The sequence below is a fragment of the Pseudarthrobacter sp. rb genome (assembly GCF_056389225.1).
Genome location: NZ_JBWJAR010000011.1, coordinates 1 through 14,305 on the forward strand (window position 1 = coordinate 1; position 14,305 = coordinate 14,305).

Annotated in this window: 14 protein-coding genes and 1 pseudogene; 4 read left to right on the plus strand and 11 right to left on the minus strand. The window is 68.0% G+C overall.

Annotation, left to right across the window (positions count from 1 at the left end; translation table 11 throughout):
• From ACWRN3_RS14815 to ACWRN3_RS14845, 7 genes and pseudogenes are all read right to left on the minus strand, one after another.
• Positions 1 to 169, minus strand: a pseudogene (locus ACWRN3_RS14815) (amino acid permease); the annotation flags it as partial.
• Positions 170 to 214: 45 nt separating this feature from the next.
• Positions 215 to 1,168, minus strand: coding sequence for a glutaminase (locus ACWRN3_RS14820; RefSeq protein ID WP_255174380.1), 954 nt, complete (start codon positions 1,166 to 1,168; stop codon positions 215 to 217).
• Complete coding sequence (locus tag ACWRN3_RS14825) at positions 1,165 to 2,760, minus strand: PucR family transcriptional regulator (RefSeq protein ID WP_476741126.1); 1,596 nt, start codon at positions 2,758 to 2,760, stop codon at positions 1,165 to 1,167. The genes ACWRN3_RS14820 and ACWRN3_RS14825 overlap by 4 nt, the downstream gene beginning before the upstream one ends.
• Before the next feature lie 243 nt (positions 2,761 to 3,003).
• Positions 3,004 to 3,762 carry a maleylpyruvate isomerase family mycothiol-dependent enzyme gene (locus ACWRN3_RS14830; RefSeq protein WP_324644060.1) on the minus strand — a complete coding sequence of 253 codons (759 nt, stop codon included), beginning with the start codon at positions 3,760 to 3,762 and terminating at the stop codon, positions 3,004 to 3,006.
• Positions 3,762 to 4,589 carry a fumarylacetoacetate hydrolase family protein gene (locus ACWRN3_RS14835; protein WP_324644061.1) on the minus strand — a complete coding sequence of 276 codons (828 nt, stop codon included), beginning with the start codon at positions 4,587 to 4,589 and terminating at the stop codon, positions 3,762 to 3,764. Before ACWRN3_RS14835 ends, ACWRN3_RS14830 begins: the two co-directional genes overlap by 1 nt.
• Positions 4,589 to 5,719 (minus strand): cupin domain-containing protein, encoded by a 1,131-nt coding sequence (locus ACWRN3_RS14840; protein ID WP_476741127.1) that lies wholly within the window; start codon positions 5,717 to 5,719, stop codon positions 4,589 to 4,591. Before ACWRN3_RS14840 ends, ACWRN3_RS14835 begins: the two co-directional genes overlap by 1 nt.
• A gap of 118 nt (positions 5,720 to 5,837) precedes the next feature.
• Positions 5,838 to 6,644 (minus strand): IclR family transcriptional regulator, encoded by an 807-nt coding sequence (locus ACWRN3_RS14845; protein WP_476741128.1) that lies wholly within the window; start codon positions 6,642 to 6,644, stop codon positions 5,838 to 5,840.
• A gap of 48 nt (positions 6,645 to 6,692) precedes the next feature.
• On the opposite strand from ACWRN3_RS14845, the gene ACWRN3_RS14850 reads away from it, so the two are divergent.
• From ACWRN3_RS14850 to ACWRN3_RS14865, 4 genes are all read left to right on the plus strand, one after another.
• On the plus strand, positions 6,693 to 7,988 hold the full coding sequence (locus ACWRN3_RS14850) for an MFS transporter (RefSeq protein ID WP_476741129.1): 1,296 nt from the start codon (positions 6,693 to 6,695) through the stop codon (positions 7,986 to 7,988).
• Entirely contained in the window at positions 7,981 to 9,228 is a 1,248-nt protein-coding gene (locus ACWRN3_RS14855; RefSeq protein ID WP_476741130.1) for an FAD-dependent oxidoreductase, read from the plus strand. The genes ACWRN3_RS14850 and ACWRN3_RS14855 overlap by 8 nt, the downstream gene beginning before the upstream one ends.
• A 117-nt stretch (positions 9,229 to 9,345) precedes the next feature.
• Positions 9,346 to 10,386, plus strand: coding sequence for an LLM class flavin-dependent oxidoreductase (locus tag ACWRN3_RS14860; protein WP_476741131.1), 1,041 nt, complete (start codon positions 9,346 to 9,348; stop codon positions 10,384 to 10,386).
• A gap of 37 nt (positions 10,387 to 10,423) precedes the next feature.
• Positions 10,424 to 11,050, plus strand: a complete 627-nt coding sequence (locus tag ACWRN3_RS14865; protein WP_476741132.1) for an alpha/beta hydrolase — start codon at positions 10,424 to 10,426, stop codon at positions 11,048 to 11,050.
• A gap of 12 nt (positions 11,051 to 11,062) precedes the next feature.
• Here ACWRN3_RS14865 and ACWRN3_RS14870 read toward each other — a convergent pair whose 3' ends face one another.
• The 4 genes from ACWRN3_RS14870 to ACWRN3_RS14885 are packed head-to-tail and all read right to left on the minus strand — an operon-like array spanning position 11,063 to position 14,268.
• Positions 11,063 to 11,677 carry a TetR/AcrR family transcriptional regulator gene (locus tag ACWRN3_RS14870; RefSeq protein ID WP_476741133.1) on the minus strand — a complete coding sequence of 205 codons (615 nt, stop codon included), beginning with the start codon at positions 11,675 to 11,677 and terminating at the stop codon, positions 11,063 to 11,065.
• A gap of 58 nt (positions 11,678 to 11,735) precedes the next feature.
• Positions 11,736 to 12,908 carry an NAD(P)/FAD-dependent oxidoreductase gene (locus ACWRN3_RS14875; RefSeq protein ID WP_476741134.1) on the minus strand — a complete coding sequence of 391 codons (1,173 nt, stop codon included), beginning with the start codon at positions 12,906 to 12,908 and terminating at the stop codon, positions 11,736 to 11,738.
• Entirely contained in the window at positions 12,905 to 13,102 is a 198-nt protein-coding gene (locus ACWRN3_RS14880) for a ferredoxin (RefSeq protein ID WP_476741135.1), read from the minus strand. Before ACWRN3_RS14880 ends, ACWRN3_RS14875 begins: the two co-directional genes overlap by 4 nt.
• Entirely contained in the window at positions 13,099 to 14,268 is a 1,170-nt protein-coding gene (locus tag ACWRN3_RS14885) for a cytochrome P450 (RefSeq protein WP_476741136.1), read from the minus strand. Before ACWRN3_RS14885 ends, ACWRN3_RS14880 begins: the two co-directional genes overlap by 4 nt.
• Positions 14,269 to 14,305 lie beyond the last annotated feature (37 nt).

The following is a 14,305-nucleotide window of genomic DNA, read 5'->3' on the forward strand; positions in this document are numbered from 1 at the left end:
ACAGGCCGGTACCGATCGCACCGCCGATCGCGATCATCTGGATCTGCCGCGGCTTGAGGTTCTTGTGGTAACCCTTGTCCTCCGCGTGCAGGGAGGTCTCGGACGCATGCGCGTGACCACCATCAATAACGTGGTCGAACTCAACCTCTTCATTGGGGTTGTTGGGCATGGGTATTCCTTTCGATCCGGGGAAGATCTTGCTGGATGGGGAAACTTAGAAGACTGACCAGCCGGTGCGGTCGGAGAGGTCGGCCAGGGCGGCGGTGCCGGCAAGGGAGTTGCCTTTGGCGTCCAGGCGGGGGCTCCAGACGCAGATGGCGCACTGGCCCGGGACGATCACCAGGATCCCGCCACCTACTCCGCTCTTGCCGGGCAGGCCCACCCGGTAGGCGAACTCGCCGGCGGCGTCATACATGCCGCAGGTCAGCATGATGGAACCGATCCGCTTGGCCTCGCTGGGGGACAGCACCCTGCCGGTTGTTCCCTGGCCGTCGTTGGCGAGGAACAGGCCGGCCCTGGCCAGCTGGACGCAGGTCATCATGATGGAGCACTGGCGGACGTAGTTCTCCACCACTGCCGCGGCCGGCTGGGTGAGGTTGCCAAAATCCTTGAGGAAGTGCGCCAGGGCCAGGTTGCGGCTGCTGCTGGCCAGCTCGCCGGCAGCAGCGGCTTCATCGATGAACGGTGCGCGGGAGCCTCGCTCCGCCTCATGGCTCCCCGCTTGTTCGGTGAGGAACCGCAGGAGCTGCGTGGCGGCGTCGGGCGTCTCTTCCAGTAGGTGGTCGGTGACCACCAGGGCGCCGGCGTTGATGAACGGATTGCGGGGGATGCCCTTCTCGGCTTCCAGCTGGACCAGCGAGTTGAAGGACGTTCCGGAGGGTTCGCGCAGCACCCGGGACCAAAGAGCGGTGGATCTGCCGCCCTGCAGGGCCATGGCCAGGGTGAATACCTTGGAAATGCTTTGGATGGAAAAGGGAACGCCGGCGTCCCCGGAGCTGAAGACCTCGCCGGAGGTGGTGGCGACAGCGATGCCGAAGCGGTCGAACGGGACCGTGGCAAGGAAAGGGATGTTTCCGGGAACGCTGCCGGCGTTCTGCCTGGGCCGGTGGCGCCGGACGATGTCCTCAAGGAGGACGCCCAGGGGCGGTGCGCTGAGTATGGTGCTCATTTCCTGCCTGAATTGTCGGTGGAGGCGGCCCACTCCTGGAGATGGAGCAGGGCCACCAGTGAGTCGCGGGGGTTGCCGAAGTCCAGGCCGGTGACCCTGGCCGCCTTGGCAACGCGGTAGTAGACGGTGTTTTTGTGCAGGTTCATGTGTTTGGCGCATTCGGAGACGTCGAAGCAGGCGTCGAAGTAGGCCTGCAGGGTTGCTGCGAGTTCGGCATCCTCCTGGAGCAGCGCCGCCATGCTGCGGTGCCGGAAGGGTGAGCTGTGGAAGTTACGTACGGCCTCGCGGTAGAGGATTTCCGCCTCGAAATCGTCAACGGTGGCCACCGTGCCCGGTGTGGCGTTCCGCACGCAGGCCAGCAGCGCTTCAGTGATGCCGGTGACCCCGTGGATGGACAGCAGGTCCGGCGCCAGCGGTCCGACGGCGGCGAAGGGAATGATGCCCAGGTGCTTGCGGGCATCCTTGGCCACCGCTTCGGCAAGTGCCCTCAGCCCCGCTTCCGCCGTGCTGGACTGCAGGTCCGGCAGGATGATGGCCGTGTCACCGTTGAACTGGCCCACGACGGCGGATGCCTTGTACGCGGCGGCGTGGATGGAGGCCAGGTTGGCCAGCTCGCCGTGCTTGAGCGCGGCGTCGTCAGCCCGGGAGTCGGCGTCGGACATACCGATGAGGAGAAGCGCCGCGGGACGTTCGGAGGGGATCTTTCCGCTGTGGGCGCTGGCGGCGGCCTCGGCGGGACCTGACAGGATCCGTGCCACCCGGTCCTCCCGCATGTGGACGGACTGCTGGTTGCGGTAGCGGATCAGTTCGGCGGAAACCCTGGCTGCGGATCCGGTGAGGACGTACTCCACGTCCGGGCCGAAGCCTTCTCCGGTCTCCTGGAGCCAGATGTAGCCCATGATCCGCTCCCCGGCGAAGAGCGCGATGGCCACCCGTTCACGCAGCCCGTCCTGGGGCCGGGCAGGCACGCGGACCGGCTGCCGGGTGCGGTGGAGTTCGCGGTAAGCACCCAGGTCCTTGAGCAGCAGCTCGTACTTCCGGGGGCCGCGGCGGGACAGGATGGACGCTTTGCGGAGCTCGTCGATGTCGTTGGTGACCGTGGAGTACGCCAGGACCTTGTTGGCCGCGTCCTCGATCAGCACGTGGCTGGAGGTGAGCCGGGCCGTGGTCTGGGCGATGGCGAACAGGTCTTCCTCGAGCAGGGTGAGGACTTCGCTCTCGTAGCTGCGCGGCTGGATCCGGTCCTTTGCGATGGACAGCAGGCGGTCCCAGTCGGCGCCCGGATCGACCAGCAGGAGGCCCGAGCCCGCCGCCTGCAGGAGCTCTTCCGCTTCGGCGAGGTCTTCCCGGTTGCCCTTGACGGCTACCACCGGGGGCGGGTCTTTCAGGAGCCGCCGGAGCGCCGGCAGGGCGGAGCGGCCGCGGACACCGATGAGCAGGACAAACGCGCCGGCAGCCTGGACCGACTCGTCGTCGGCGTCGACAATAAGGAACCGTTCAATGGCCGGCGCCGACGGGGCTGGGCGGAGGATGAGGCTGGCGAAGCCAAGGGGGAGATCCGAGAGGATGTCATCCACCGTAACCGCGGCCATGGGTTTTCCTTTTGCGTCGATCCCGCCGGACGGCTCTGTCCGGTCACCCCATGCTATCCAGCGGCCGCCGTCCCGATTATGGACCCGGTCCCAAACGAGGGGATGGATTTTTGGTTTGCAGCCCGAGGCGAAGGCCGGCCGCGTGGGAGGAGTCCGGAGGGCAACGGCAAAGGCGGGCCAGCGTATGCTGGCCCGCCTTTGGTGCGGTGTGGCACATGGCTTGCCCGGGTGCTCGATTTATAGCTAGATCCAGGCCGGCGCCGGGGGCGCGGGGGTGACCGATCCGCCGTCGTGCTGTGCCGTGGTGCCGTTCGTGCCGCGGCCGGTGGCCCACTGCGCAATGGCGGCCAGGGAGCCGGACACCACGGTGGGGGAGGTGGCTGCCGTGTCACCGAAGACCAGCGCAGAGGGCTGCCCGGTGACCTCGACCACCAGGTCCTTGTCCGTCCCGCGGGCGTGCCAGGCGCCGGTGATGTCTGTCAGGAGCCGTTCCAGGACGGGTGCGGGGATGTCCTGGAACGTGGCGCCGTTGTCCAGGTCAACGGCGTGCACCCACACTTCCCTGGTGCGCATCCAGACGGTTTCTTCGGCGGGGACGGTCCTGCCCTGGACGGTCTTGACCTTGTGATGCCAGTTGTCGGCGGGCAGGTCGCGCCACTCGACGTTCAGGTGCACGGCGGAGTGGTCGAACAGGTTCCGCAGCGCGATGGGACTGAGCGTGGCGCCGAAGTCGATCTCGTGGTTGCGGACCTCCACCGAGGGGTACATGGGGGTCTCCACGCCGGTGGCTGCCCATTCGACCAGCCGTGCCACGGCCCGCGCGTTGTAGCCCACGTGGGCTACAACGTGGCGGCGGGTCCAGCCCGGCAGGAGCGAGTCCCCGTCCAGTTCCGCGTCCGTGAGCTCGTTGAGCTTGCGGGCGAAGAACGCGGTGCCGCGCCGGGCCTGCAGGAGCCCGTCGAGCAGGACGGGATCGGTGGTCTGGTCGTGCCGGGCAACCATCAGGCTTCCTTGACCACGCGGTTGGTCAGCTGGCCCAGGCCCTCGATGGTGGTGACCAGGACCTGGCCCTCCTGCAGGTAGCGCTTGGGGTCCTGGGCGTGGCCCACGCCGCCGGGGGTGCCGGTGGCGATCACGTCGCCCGGGTTCAGGGTGATGATGGTGGAGATGTAGGAGACCAGGAACTCCGGGGTGAACACCAGGTCCGAGGTGGGGGTGGACTGCTGGACTTCGCCGTCCACGGCGGAGGTCATCAGCGGGGCGGCCGTGAACTCGTCCTTGGTGACCAGGGCCGGCCCGAACGGGGTGGACTTCTCCCAGGTCTTGCCCTGCAGCCACTGGATGGTGCGGAACTGGTAGTCGCGCATGGAGACGTCGTTCAGCACGGAGTACCCGGCGATGTGCTCAGCGGCTTCGGACTCGGGGATGCGGCGGCCGGCCTTGCCGATGACGACGGCGAGTTCGGCTTCCCAGTCCACGGTGTCCGATTCCTGCGGCAGGGCCAGGTCGTCATTGGGGCCGATCAGGGACTCGGCATACTTGGCGAACAGGGTGGGGTGCTCGGGAACCTCCCGGCCCATTTCCTTGATGTGGTTGCGGTAGTTGTGGCCCACGCAGATGATCTTGCCGGGGGCGGGGACGACGGCGGCAAGGTCGGCGCCGTCGAGCGCATGCGTTGCGCCGTTGCCCGCCTTCGCCGTGGCTTCCCAGTTGGGGTCCTTCAGCAGGGCCCCGACGTCGGGGAAGCCGGGAATCTCGGTGAGGGTGTCGCCGTCCTGGCGGACTGCTGCGGTGCCGCCGTTGTCGAGGCGGAGGGTGAGGAGTTTCATTACTTGGTGCGTCCTTCGATGTAGGTGCGGTTGAAGTTCAGGCGCTCAAAGATGGGTGCGTCGCTGAACCGGAACAAATCAAACTCAGTCTCGGCCTGCAGGGACCAGGCTGCCCAGGACGGAACCACGAACAGGTCGCCCTTGGCCAGGACACGGGTTTCGCCGTTAAGGGTCACGGTGCCGGTGCCTTCGAAGACCTGCCAGACGCTGGAGCCCACCTCGCGGACGGTCTCGGTCCAGGCGCCGGCCCGCAAGCGGTGGAACTCCGCGCGGATGGTGGGCATGACATCCCCGCCGGTGGTGGGGTTGGTGTACCGGATGGCGGCGTGGCCCTGGGACACGGTGGCGGGATGGCCCTCGTCCTCCAGGAGCAGTTGCTCGCGCAGGGCGGCGTCGGTGTACTTCCACCGGTACGCGGCAATGGGGGAGTTCGTGGTGTTCTCCAGTCCGGAGAGGGGGCGCAGGCCGGGGTGGGCCCACAACCGCTCGGAACGGGAGATGTCCGGGGTGGCCTCGTCCGTGACGCGCTCGGTGCCGAATTCGAAGAACCCGGCATCGGCGTAGTGGACGAACGGGATGTCCAGGCCGTCGATCCAGGCCATGGGCTCATCGGTGTCGTTGTGGTGGCCGTGGAAGTTCCAGCCCGGGGTGAGCAGGAAGTCGCCGCGGGACATGCGGACGGGATCGCCGTTCACCACCGTCCACACGCCTTCACCTTCGACGACGAAGCGGAAGGCGTTCTGGGAGTGGCGGTGCTCCGGAGCGGTTTCGCGGCCGCCCAGGTACTGGATGGCGGCCCAGAGCGTGGGCGTGGCGTACGGGGTCCCGGCCAGGCCCGGGTTGGCCAGCGCGATGGCACGCCGTTCGCCGCCGCGGCCCACAGGCACCAGGTCGCCGGCGCGGGCAGCCAGCGGGTAGAGGTCATCCCACCGCCAGACGTGCGGGACTGCATTGGGCGACGGGACCATGGGCATCAGGTCCGCGATCTCCGTCCACAGCGGAATCAGGTTTTCCTTGTTGAAGTCCTTGTACAGCTGCTCCAGCTGGGCAGCCTCCTCGGGGGTGGGCTCGGGAACATGGTGTTCCTGTGCCACGGATTCGTGCGTTAGGTTTTCAGCGCTGATCGACACTGGCCTTCTCCTTGCGTGCGGACTGACTGCGACGTGGATTCGACCCTAGGGAAGGCAGGCTGTGACCTCCAGCATATTCTGGCTGACAGAATTCTCCCGGCGGCCTTCCGGATAAGCGTCAGGGGTGCTGCGCCCCATCCACCGGATTGGCCGCGATGTCCATCTCCAGCTGGCGCCGGGTTTCCATCATCACGCCGACCAGCCCGGCGTCGAACAGCGGCCGGAACCTGGCCACCGGAGTGGCCACGCTCAAGGCGCCCACCACCATGCCTCTGCCGTTGTGCAGCGCCATCCCAAAGGCGCTGATGCCCTCCTCGGTGCCCTCGAAGTTGGCGGCGAATCCGTTGGCCCGCACCGACTCAAGCTCGCGCAGGAACGCCGGGTACTCGGCGTCGGGAATGTAGTCGCCGGCCAGCTCCGCGTTGGGGCTGCGGAACAGCTGTTCCAGCGCGGCCGGTTCCAGCTCGGCCAGGATGGCCTTGCCGCCGGACGCTTTGTGCGCCGGCAGCAACGTGCCCTGGCGGTCGCCGACGCGCAGGATATTCGAGCTTTCCACCGTGTCCAGGAAGCGGACCTTGGTGCCCACCCGGATCATCAGGTTGACGGTCTCGTTGGTGCGGGCGCACAGGACTTCCATGTGGGGCCGGGAGATGTCCCGCAGCTGCCGGGTCCAGCTGAACCCGGCGGGACCCGCGCCCATCGCCGGGCCCGGCACGTACCGGCGCGTTTCGTCCTGCACCGCGAAGCCCCGGTAGACCAGCATGGCCAGGAGCCGGTGGGCGGTGGACGGAGCCACACCCAGTTCCGCGGCGGCGTCCTTGAGCCGCAGGCTGCCCACGTCCCGCAGGAGCTGCAGCAACTGCAGGGCGTTGTCCACCGCCTCAATGGAGTAGGTGGGCTTCCGTCGGGCCGGAAGATTCTGCATAACAGAATCTTATGGGCGGAGCTGTATGGCTGCCAGCACAGTGGTGGGATGAATCACACAACTTCCGCTGCAGCGCCGCAGCGCACGGCCGCCCCCGCTCCGGGCGCCGGCCGTTCCGGGTTTCCCCGGCGTTCCGTGCTTGCCGTCCTGGTGTGCTGGCTGCTGGTCGTTTTCGACGGCTATGACCTGATCGTCTATGGGACGGTCCAGGGCTCGCTCATCAGCGATACCGGCTGGGGCCTGACCAAGGCCACCGCCGGCACCATCGGGTCGATGGCCTTCATCGGCATGATGATCGGAGCGGTCTTCGCAGGCCGCATGTCCGATACCTGGGGCCGGCGGCGCACCATCATCGGCTGTGCCGTCGTGTTCTCCCTCTTCACCATCCTTTGCGCCTTTGCCCCCAACGCGCCGGTCTTCGGCGGCCTGCGTCTCCTGGCAGGCATTGGCCTGGGAGGCCTGGTGCCCTCGGCCAACGCCCTGGTGGCAGAACTCGTTCCCGAAAAGTGGCGGTCCACCATCGCCACGCTCATGATGTCCGGCGTCCCCATCGGCGGCTCCATCGCAGCCCTCGTCGGCATCCCGCTGATTCCTGCCTTCGGCTGGCCGGTCATGTTCCTGGTCGCCGTCGTCGCCCTGGTGGTGGTCATCCCGCTGGGCATCCGCTACCTGCCGGAGACGCTGGCACCCGGCCCCAAGGGCGCAGCCCAGGGCAGCACCGCCAAGGACGCCGTCGGGTTCGGGTCCCTGCTTCGCGCGCCCTACCTCGGCACCAGCCTGCTGTTCGCCATCGGCACCCTGGTGACCCTCTTCGCCTGGTACGGGTTGGGCACCTGGCTGCCCAACCTCATGCAGCTGGCAGGCTACAACCTCGGGTCCGCCCTGACGTTCGCACTGGCCCTCAACCTGGGCGCCGTGGCGGGCTCGGTGCTCACCGCCTGGGCGGGCACCCGGTTCGGCCCCATCCCCACCGCGATCGCGGCAGCGGCCGTGGCTTCCGCCGCCCTGGTGGTCCTGGTGACGGGGCCGCCCGTCGCCGTCGTCTACCTCATGCTGGTGCTCGCCGGCGTGGGCACGCACGGCACCCAGTGCCTGATCATCGCCGCCGTGGCAAGCCACTACCCGGCACACCTGCGCGGCACCGCCCTTGGCTGGGCGCTCGGCGTGGGCCGGATCGGGGCCGTAGCCGCCCCGCAGGCTGGCGGGCTCCTGCTCGCAGCGGGCCTGGGCGTCAACTCGAACTTCCTGGCATTTGCCGGAGCAGCCGCAGCAGCAGCAGTCCTGCTCGCAGCCGTCGGTACCAAAATCAAGAAATCAACAGCAGTAGGAGTTTCCAATGTCTAACCTCAAAGGGTCCACCGACGTCCTGGTAGTGGGCGGCGGCATGGCCGGGCTTGCCGGAGCGCTGGCGCTGCGCGAAAACGGCGCCGACGTCACCCTGGTTGAAGTGGCACCCGCCTTCGGCGAAGTCGGCGCCGGCCTGCAGATGGCCCCCAACGCCTCCCGCGTCCTCAAGCGCTGGGGCCTGCTGGAAAAGGCGCTGGAAATCGGCGTCCAGCCCAAGCACCTGGTGTTCCGCGACGCCATCACCGGCGAGGAACTCACCCGCCAGACCCTGGGCGGCGAGTTCGAGGAACGCTATGGCGCCCCCTACGTCGTGATCCACCGCAGCGACCTGCACCGGATTCTGCTCGAAGCCTGCCAGGAAGCCGGCGTCACCCTGGTGAACGACGTCCTGGTGCAGAAGGTGGAGACCGACGGCGACCGCGCCCGCGCCTACACCGCCAAGGGTGAGGTGTTCGAGGCTGACGCCATCCTGGCAGCGGACGGGCTGAAGTCCACCCTCCGCGCCACCGTTGCCAACGACGGCCCCGTCAACTCCGCCTACGTGGCGTACCGCGGCACCGTGCCCATCACCGAGGAAACCCCCGCCGCGGACCTGGAGGACGTCATCGTCTACCTCGGCCCGAACTGCCACCTGGTCCAGTACCCGCTCCGCAAGGGCCAGCTGCTCAACACCGTGGCAGTGTTCAAGTCCCCGTCGTTCGAGCGCGGCGAAGAGCAGTACGGCGGCGTGGACGAACTCCAGGCGGCCTACAAGGACTGCGTCCCCGCCGTGCAGAGAGCCCTGAAAAACCTGGCCACCGGCATCCGCTGGCCCATGTATGACCGCAACCCGATCGAGAACTGGGTTTCCGGCCGCATGGCACTGATCGGCGATGCCGCGCACCCGATGCTGCAGTACCTGGCCCAGGGCGCCTGCCAGGCGCTCGAGGACGCTGCAGTGCTCCAGGACGCCGCACAGAACAAGGTCTTCACGCCCGAAGGCATCGACGCCGGTGCGTGGGAGGATGCCTTCCGCGAGTTCAACGAAACCCGGGCGGCCCGCACCGCACGCGTCCAGACCACCGCCCGGATCTGGGGCGAGTCCTGGCACGTGGACGGCGTGGCACGCGTCCTGCGGAACATGCTGTTCAAGAGCCGCGGCGACAACAACTTCCAGTACAACGACTGGCTGTACGGCCGCAACGCGCCGGGTGCCCCGGCGGAGGTTCCTGCCGGCGCCAAGCTCGTGGGAGCCTAAGCACCCCGATCCACAGGCGGGCGTACGACGGCGGGCGGCTCCCGGCGTCGTACGCCCGCCTCTTGGGTGGAAGGGAGGGTGCCGGAATAGATCAACACAGTTGAATGTTCAACCAATATGGACTTCGGCATTTTTACCTTTGGTGAACTATCCCGCGACGGAATAACCGGACGCGCCCAGTCGCCGCACCAGCGGCTGGAAGAGATCATTGGGCTGGCCAAGCTTGCTGACCAGGCGGGCCTCAGCTTCCTGGGCCTGGGCGAGCACCACCGCCTCGACTTCGCCTTGTCGGCACCCGAGATGGTGCTGGCCGCGGTTGCCCGCGAGACCACCAACCTGAGGCTGGGCACCGCCGTCACCGTACTGTCCACCCAGGATCCGGTGCGGCTGTTCGAACAGTTCGCCACCCTGGACCTGGTTTCCGGCGGCCGCGCCGAGATCATCGCCGGGCGCGGCGCGTTCATCGAGTCCTACCCACTGTTCGGCTACGACACCGCCGATTACGACGCCCTCTTCGACGAAAAGCTGCGCATGCTGCTGGAGCTTCGGGACAACGCCACCCTGGACTGGCAGGGTACCTTGACCCAAACCATCCCCGGCATGGACATTGCCCCGCGGCCGCTGCAGGAAAAACTTCCCGTCTGGGTGGGGGTCGGCGGCACGCCCGCAAGCTTCGCCCGCGCCGGACGGCTGGGCCTGCCCTTGTTTGTCGCGTTGCTGTCCGGACCCGAAAGGTTCCGCCGCCTCGTGGAGCTGTACCGGCACACCGCGGCCGAGGCCGGGCATGACGGCGCCGCCCTGCCGGTGGGTGCCGGCGGCCACTTCTACGTGGCCCCCACCTCCCAGCAGGCACGCGACACTTTCTACCCCTATTACCGGGCGTATTTCGAGCAGAACATGCCCCGCCCAGTGGACCACTTCCCGCGCTCAACCTTCGACGACTGGTCCGAACCCGGCGGCGGCCTGCTGGTAGGGAGCCCACAGCAGGTGGTGGAGAAGATCCTCGCCATCCACGAGGCACTGGGCACCAGCCGCTACATGGCCCAGATCGGACTGGGCGGGCTGCCGTTCGCCGAAACAGCGCGTTCCATCGAGCTGCTCGCCACCGAGATCATGCCCGCAGTCAACCGGGAAATCGGGGCCCCCGCCCCTGCCTGACCCAAGCCATTCCCACCACCAACACCAAGGACACGATATGCACGCACCGTTCGCCGAACCCACCGTCGCCTGGCAGAGCCCCGACGATCCCAACCGCCCGCTCGTGGTGCTGCTGCACGGGCGCGGATCGAACGAATCAGGAATCATCGGACTGGCTAACCACCTTCCCGCAGGCCACTCTTACGCAGCTGTCCGGGCGCCAATCCCGGCAGGGGGCGGATTCGCCTGGTTCGCGAACCGGGGGACTGGGCGGCCCGTGGCCGAGTCCCTGGCCCAGACAATGGAATGGTTCCGGACCTGGCTGGACCCGATCGCCCCGGAAGGACGGCCGGTGATCCTGGTCGGCTTCAGTGGCGGTGCGGCGTTCGCGGGCGGGTTGATGCTGGCTGCTCCGCAGCGTTTCGCGGGCACTGCCATCCTCTACGGGACGCTGCCGTTCGAGGCTGGTGTGCCGACGTCGCCGGACCGTCTCTCCGGGGTTCAAGTGTTCCTGGCCCACGGCGAAACGGACACTGTCATCCCGGCTGACCTGCTGGGCCGCACCTGGGACTACCTCCTGGGGGCCTCCGGGGCGGACACCCACGCCCGCAAGGACCCGGGCGGACACTCCCTCACCGCGGAAACCGCCGCCGAACTTGGTGCGTGGATCTCCGAACGGGCCTAGCTTCCGCTGCCCTCAGCCTTCGTCGCAGAGCAGGTGGTACCAGCTGTCCGCCAGTACTTCCAAGGCGTGCTCGCGGTTAGGCTCCATCTTGCGGCGGGTCCACAGCGTGGCCACGTAGTCGAGCTGCGTGAAGGCCAGGGTGCCGCGGATGTGGCGGGTTTCCCCGGCGAAGCGCCCGGCGAGCTGCATGCCGCGGACCATGTCCGCGATGACTTCCTCATGCCAGCGCTCCACCATAATGCGCACCTCGGGGTCCACCGCCGCCGCCTCGTCCAGCACATCCAGGTAGGGCCGGAAGACCGGCCACAGGGCTGCGCGGGATTCGAGCCAGGCGAGGATGCCGGCCAGGGTGCCGTCCCGCACCACCTGCACCAGGTCGGGGGCTGTGGACCCACTGTCCGGGCCGTCGGCGCGCTCCAGGACGGCGTTCACCCGGGCCATGAAGTCCCGCATCAGGTCTGCCCGCGTGGGGTAGTACGCGTAAAAGGTCACACGGGTGGTTCCAGCCGATGCGGCGATTTCATCGATGGTGGTTGCGGCGTAGCCCTTTTCGGTGAAGAGCTCCAGCGCCCGTTCCACGATGGTGTCCCGCGTGAGCTGTTTCTGGGCTTCGCGCAGCGATGGCATAGCGTCAATCCTAACGTGGCGTCCGGGCGCTGGAGCCGAGGGCGGCGGCCTCAGGCCGTCACCGGCTGGCACCACGGGCCACCTGTGGGACCGTGGCGGCCAGCCGCCGCAGCTTGGGGACGGGGATGCGGTAGTTGATGGCCGCGGCCGTTCCGGAACCATCTGCGTGCTCCCACCGCAGAAGTGCCGAATCGTTCCCGGCGCCCTGTTCCCGGAAGTCCGGCGCTCCTTCCACGGGCGTGAATCCCACCGCCTTGAGCGACAGTCCAAAGGCTTCCGTCCAGAAATAGGGCTGGAATTCCAGCGGCGGTGCTTCATCCCCGAGGAGGAGGCCGACGGCGGCGGCCTTGGCCTGGTCGATGGCACTGGTCCACAGCGGTACCCGGCTGAGTCCCCGCTGGGTGGGGAAGAACGCCACGTCGCCGGCCGCAACGGCATCGGGACGCACCCGGCCCCGGGAATCGGCCCGGAGGACCCCACCGGTGAGCAAGCCGGAGCCTGCCAGCCATTCGATGTTCGGCTCGTCGCCGACGGCGCTGACCAGCAGGTCCGCCTCCAGGACCGTTCCGTCGGCCAACGCCACCTGCGGGGTGGTCCCTGACCGGATGAGCCGGGCCTTGGAGCCATTGACGATCCGCAGCCCGCTCGTGCGCGCCGCTGCGGTGAAAATGCCGGACAGGTAACTGCCCAGCTGCCGCACCAGCGGTTCGCCGTCGGTGACCAGGGTGACGTCGCAGCCGCTGTGGAGGCAGCCGGAGGCTACTTCCATGCCGAGCGGGCCACCGCCCACCACGATCACCGACGGCCGGCCGGCCACCATTTCCTTCAGCCGGACGGCGTCCTCCAGGGTGCGCAGGGTCAGCTCGCCGTCGAAGCCTGCCTCTGCGCTCCCTGCCAGCCGCTTGGCGCGGGAACCCGAAGCGATCACCAACCCGTCGTACGGCAGGATCCCGCCGCCGTCGAGAATCACCGCCCGTGCGCCGGCGTCGAGCCCTGTGGCGCTGACCCCCAGCAACTCGTCCGCGCCGTGCGTCGGTGCGGGGAGTTCGTGTGCCGTTAGCCCATCACCGCCGTGGAGCAGCGCCTTGGACAGGGCCGGGCGGCTGTAGGGGGAGTGGCGTTCGGCGCCCACTACGGTCAGCTCGCCGTCGAAGCCGGCTGCCCGCAGCGAGTCGCAGGCAGTCAGGCCGGCGATGCCGTTGCCGACGACGACGATCCGGCGTGCCGTCACGCCGCCACCAGTTTCAGGGCTGCCACGGGGCAAACGCGGACCGCGGCCTTCGCTGCCGCTTCAGCCTGGTCCCCCTCCACGTCCGGGACGTCGATGACCAGTTCGCCCTCGTCGTCCAGGTGCATCAGCGCCGGCGCTGCTTCCTCGCAGAGGCCGTGGCCCTCACAGCGCGGCCGGTCCAGTTCGATCTTCATGCTGCTTCCACCTCCAGTACCTGGAGCTGTTCGAAGCTCCTGGTGATATTGCTCGGCACCCGGTACCCCTCGTCCAGGGACAGTGATTTCACCCGCCGGGCCAGGGCTTCAACGATGGCGTGCCCTTCCAAGCGTGCCAGTCCCTGGCCGGCGCAGCCGTGCGGACCGTAGCCGAAGGACAGGTGGTCCACCGGGTTCCGCGTGACGTCGAAGGTGTCCGGGTTGTCATAGTGCCGCGGGTCCCGGTTGCCGGCACCCGGGAGGATGCCGAGCTGGGCGCCCGCCGGAACGGTCACGCCGTCGAGCTCCACCTCGCGGGTGGTGGTCCGGCCCCAGACGTGCAGGGGTGTCCAGTAGCGCAGCACCTCGGCAAACGCCGCGGGAACCAGCTCGGGGTTGTTGCGGACCAGCTCAAGCTGCTCCGGGTGGCGGCCAAACATGGCCACGATGTTGCCGATGGAGGCGATGGTGGTGTCGACGCCGGCACCCAGGTATTGGTGGATGATGTGGCCTGCCGAGCCCTCGGGGATCTCCCCGCGGGCTTCGGCGTCGAAGATGCCCCGGCCGATGGAGCCGGGCGCCAAGTCCTCGGCTGTGACCGACGAGCACCAGCCGTAGAGCTCTCCGGCGATGGGGAAGCTCTCCTGGGTGCGGTGGTTCAGCGGGCCGATCACTTGCATGGCGGCCTGCCCCCAGCGCAGCATGTTCTCCTTGACGTGGCCGCCGAACCCGATCAGGTCCGCCACGATGTCCAGCGGGAAAGCGCGGGCCAGGGAATCAATGGCCTCAAACGAGCCGCTGGACACCAGTTCGGCCACCAGCTTGTCCGCCTTCTCGTCAATGGTCACCTTCAGGCCGCGGAGGGCACGGGGTGTGAGGTTCGCGGACAGAGTCGCCCGCAGTTGGGTGTGCATGGGCGGATCCGAGGCCAGCGACGTGCCCTGCAGTGCCTCGTTTACCATCGGGTTGAAACCAAGCGTGGTGGAGGAGAAGGACTCCGGGTCCGCCAGGACGTCCCGGATGAGGTTGTACCGGGTGACGGCGTACAGGTTGTTCTTTGGCAGGTGGACCACGCCGCCCAGCTCACGCAGCGCGGCGTAGGTGGGGTACGGGTCCACCGTGATGTCGTCATCCCAGATGTCGATATCGGATTCGATGGGGTGCACTGTTGTCTCCTTGCGGATTGTTGGGTTTTTTGGCCGA

Excerpts from the sequence above, each read along its gene's own strand:
- ACWRN3_RS14870 (WP_476741133.1), bottom strand. The coding sequence starts at position 11,677 with ATGCCATCGCTGCGCGAAGCCCAGAAACAGCTCACGCGGGACACCATC.
- ACWRN3_RS14835 (WP_324644061.1), bottom strand. The coding sequence starts at position 4,589 with ATGAAACTCCTCACCCTCCGCCTCGACAACGGCGGCACCGCAGCAGTC.
- ACWRN3_RS14845 (WP_476741128.1), bottom strand. The coding sequence starts at position 6,644 with ATGCAGAATCTTCCGGCCCGACGGAAGCCCACCTACTCCATTGAGGCG.
- ACWRN3_RS14865 (WP_476741132.1), top strand. The coding sequence starts at position 10,424 with ATGCACGCACCGTTCGCCGAACCCACCGTCGCCTGGCAGAGCCCCGAC.
- ACWRN3_RS14880 (WP_476741135.1), bottom strand. The coding sequence starts at position 13,102 with ATGAAGATCGAACTGGACCGGCCGCGCTGTGAGGGCCACGGCCTCTGC.
- ACWRN3_RS14830 (WP_324644060.1), bottom strand. The coding sequence starts at position 3,762 with ATGGTTGCCCGGCACGACCAGACCACCGATCCCGTCCTGCTCGACGGG.
- ACWRN3_RS14850 (WP_476741129.1), top strand. The coding sequence starts at position 6,693 with ATGAATCACACAACTTCCGCTGCAGCGCCGCAGCGCACGGCCGCCCCC.
- ACWRN3_RS14825 (WP_476741126.1), bottom strand. The coding sequence starts at position 2,760 with ATGGCCGCGGTTACGGTGGATGACATCCTCTCGGATCTCCCCCTTGGC.
- ACWRN3_RS14855 (WP_476741130.1), top strand. The coding sequence starts at position 7,981 with ATGTCTAACCTCAAAGGGTCCACCGACGTCCTGGTAGTGGGCGGCGGC.
- ACWRN3_RS14820 (WP_255174380.1), bottom strand. The coding sequence starts at position 1,168 with ATGAGCACCATACTCAGCGCACCGCCCCTGGGCGTCCTCCTTGAGGAC.
- ACWRN3_RS14860 (WP_476741131.1), top strand. The coding sequence starts at position 9,346 with ATGGACTTCGGCATTTTTACCTTTGGTGAACTATCCCGCGACGGAATA.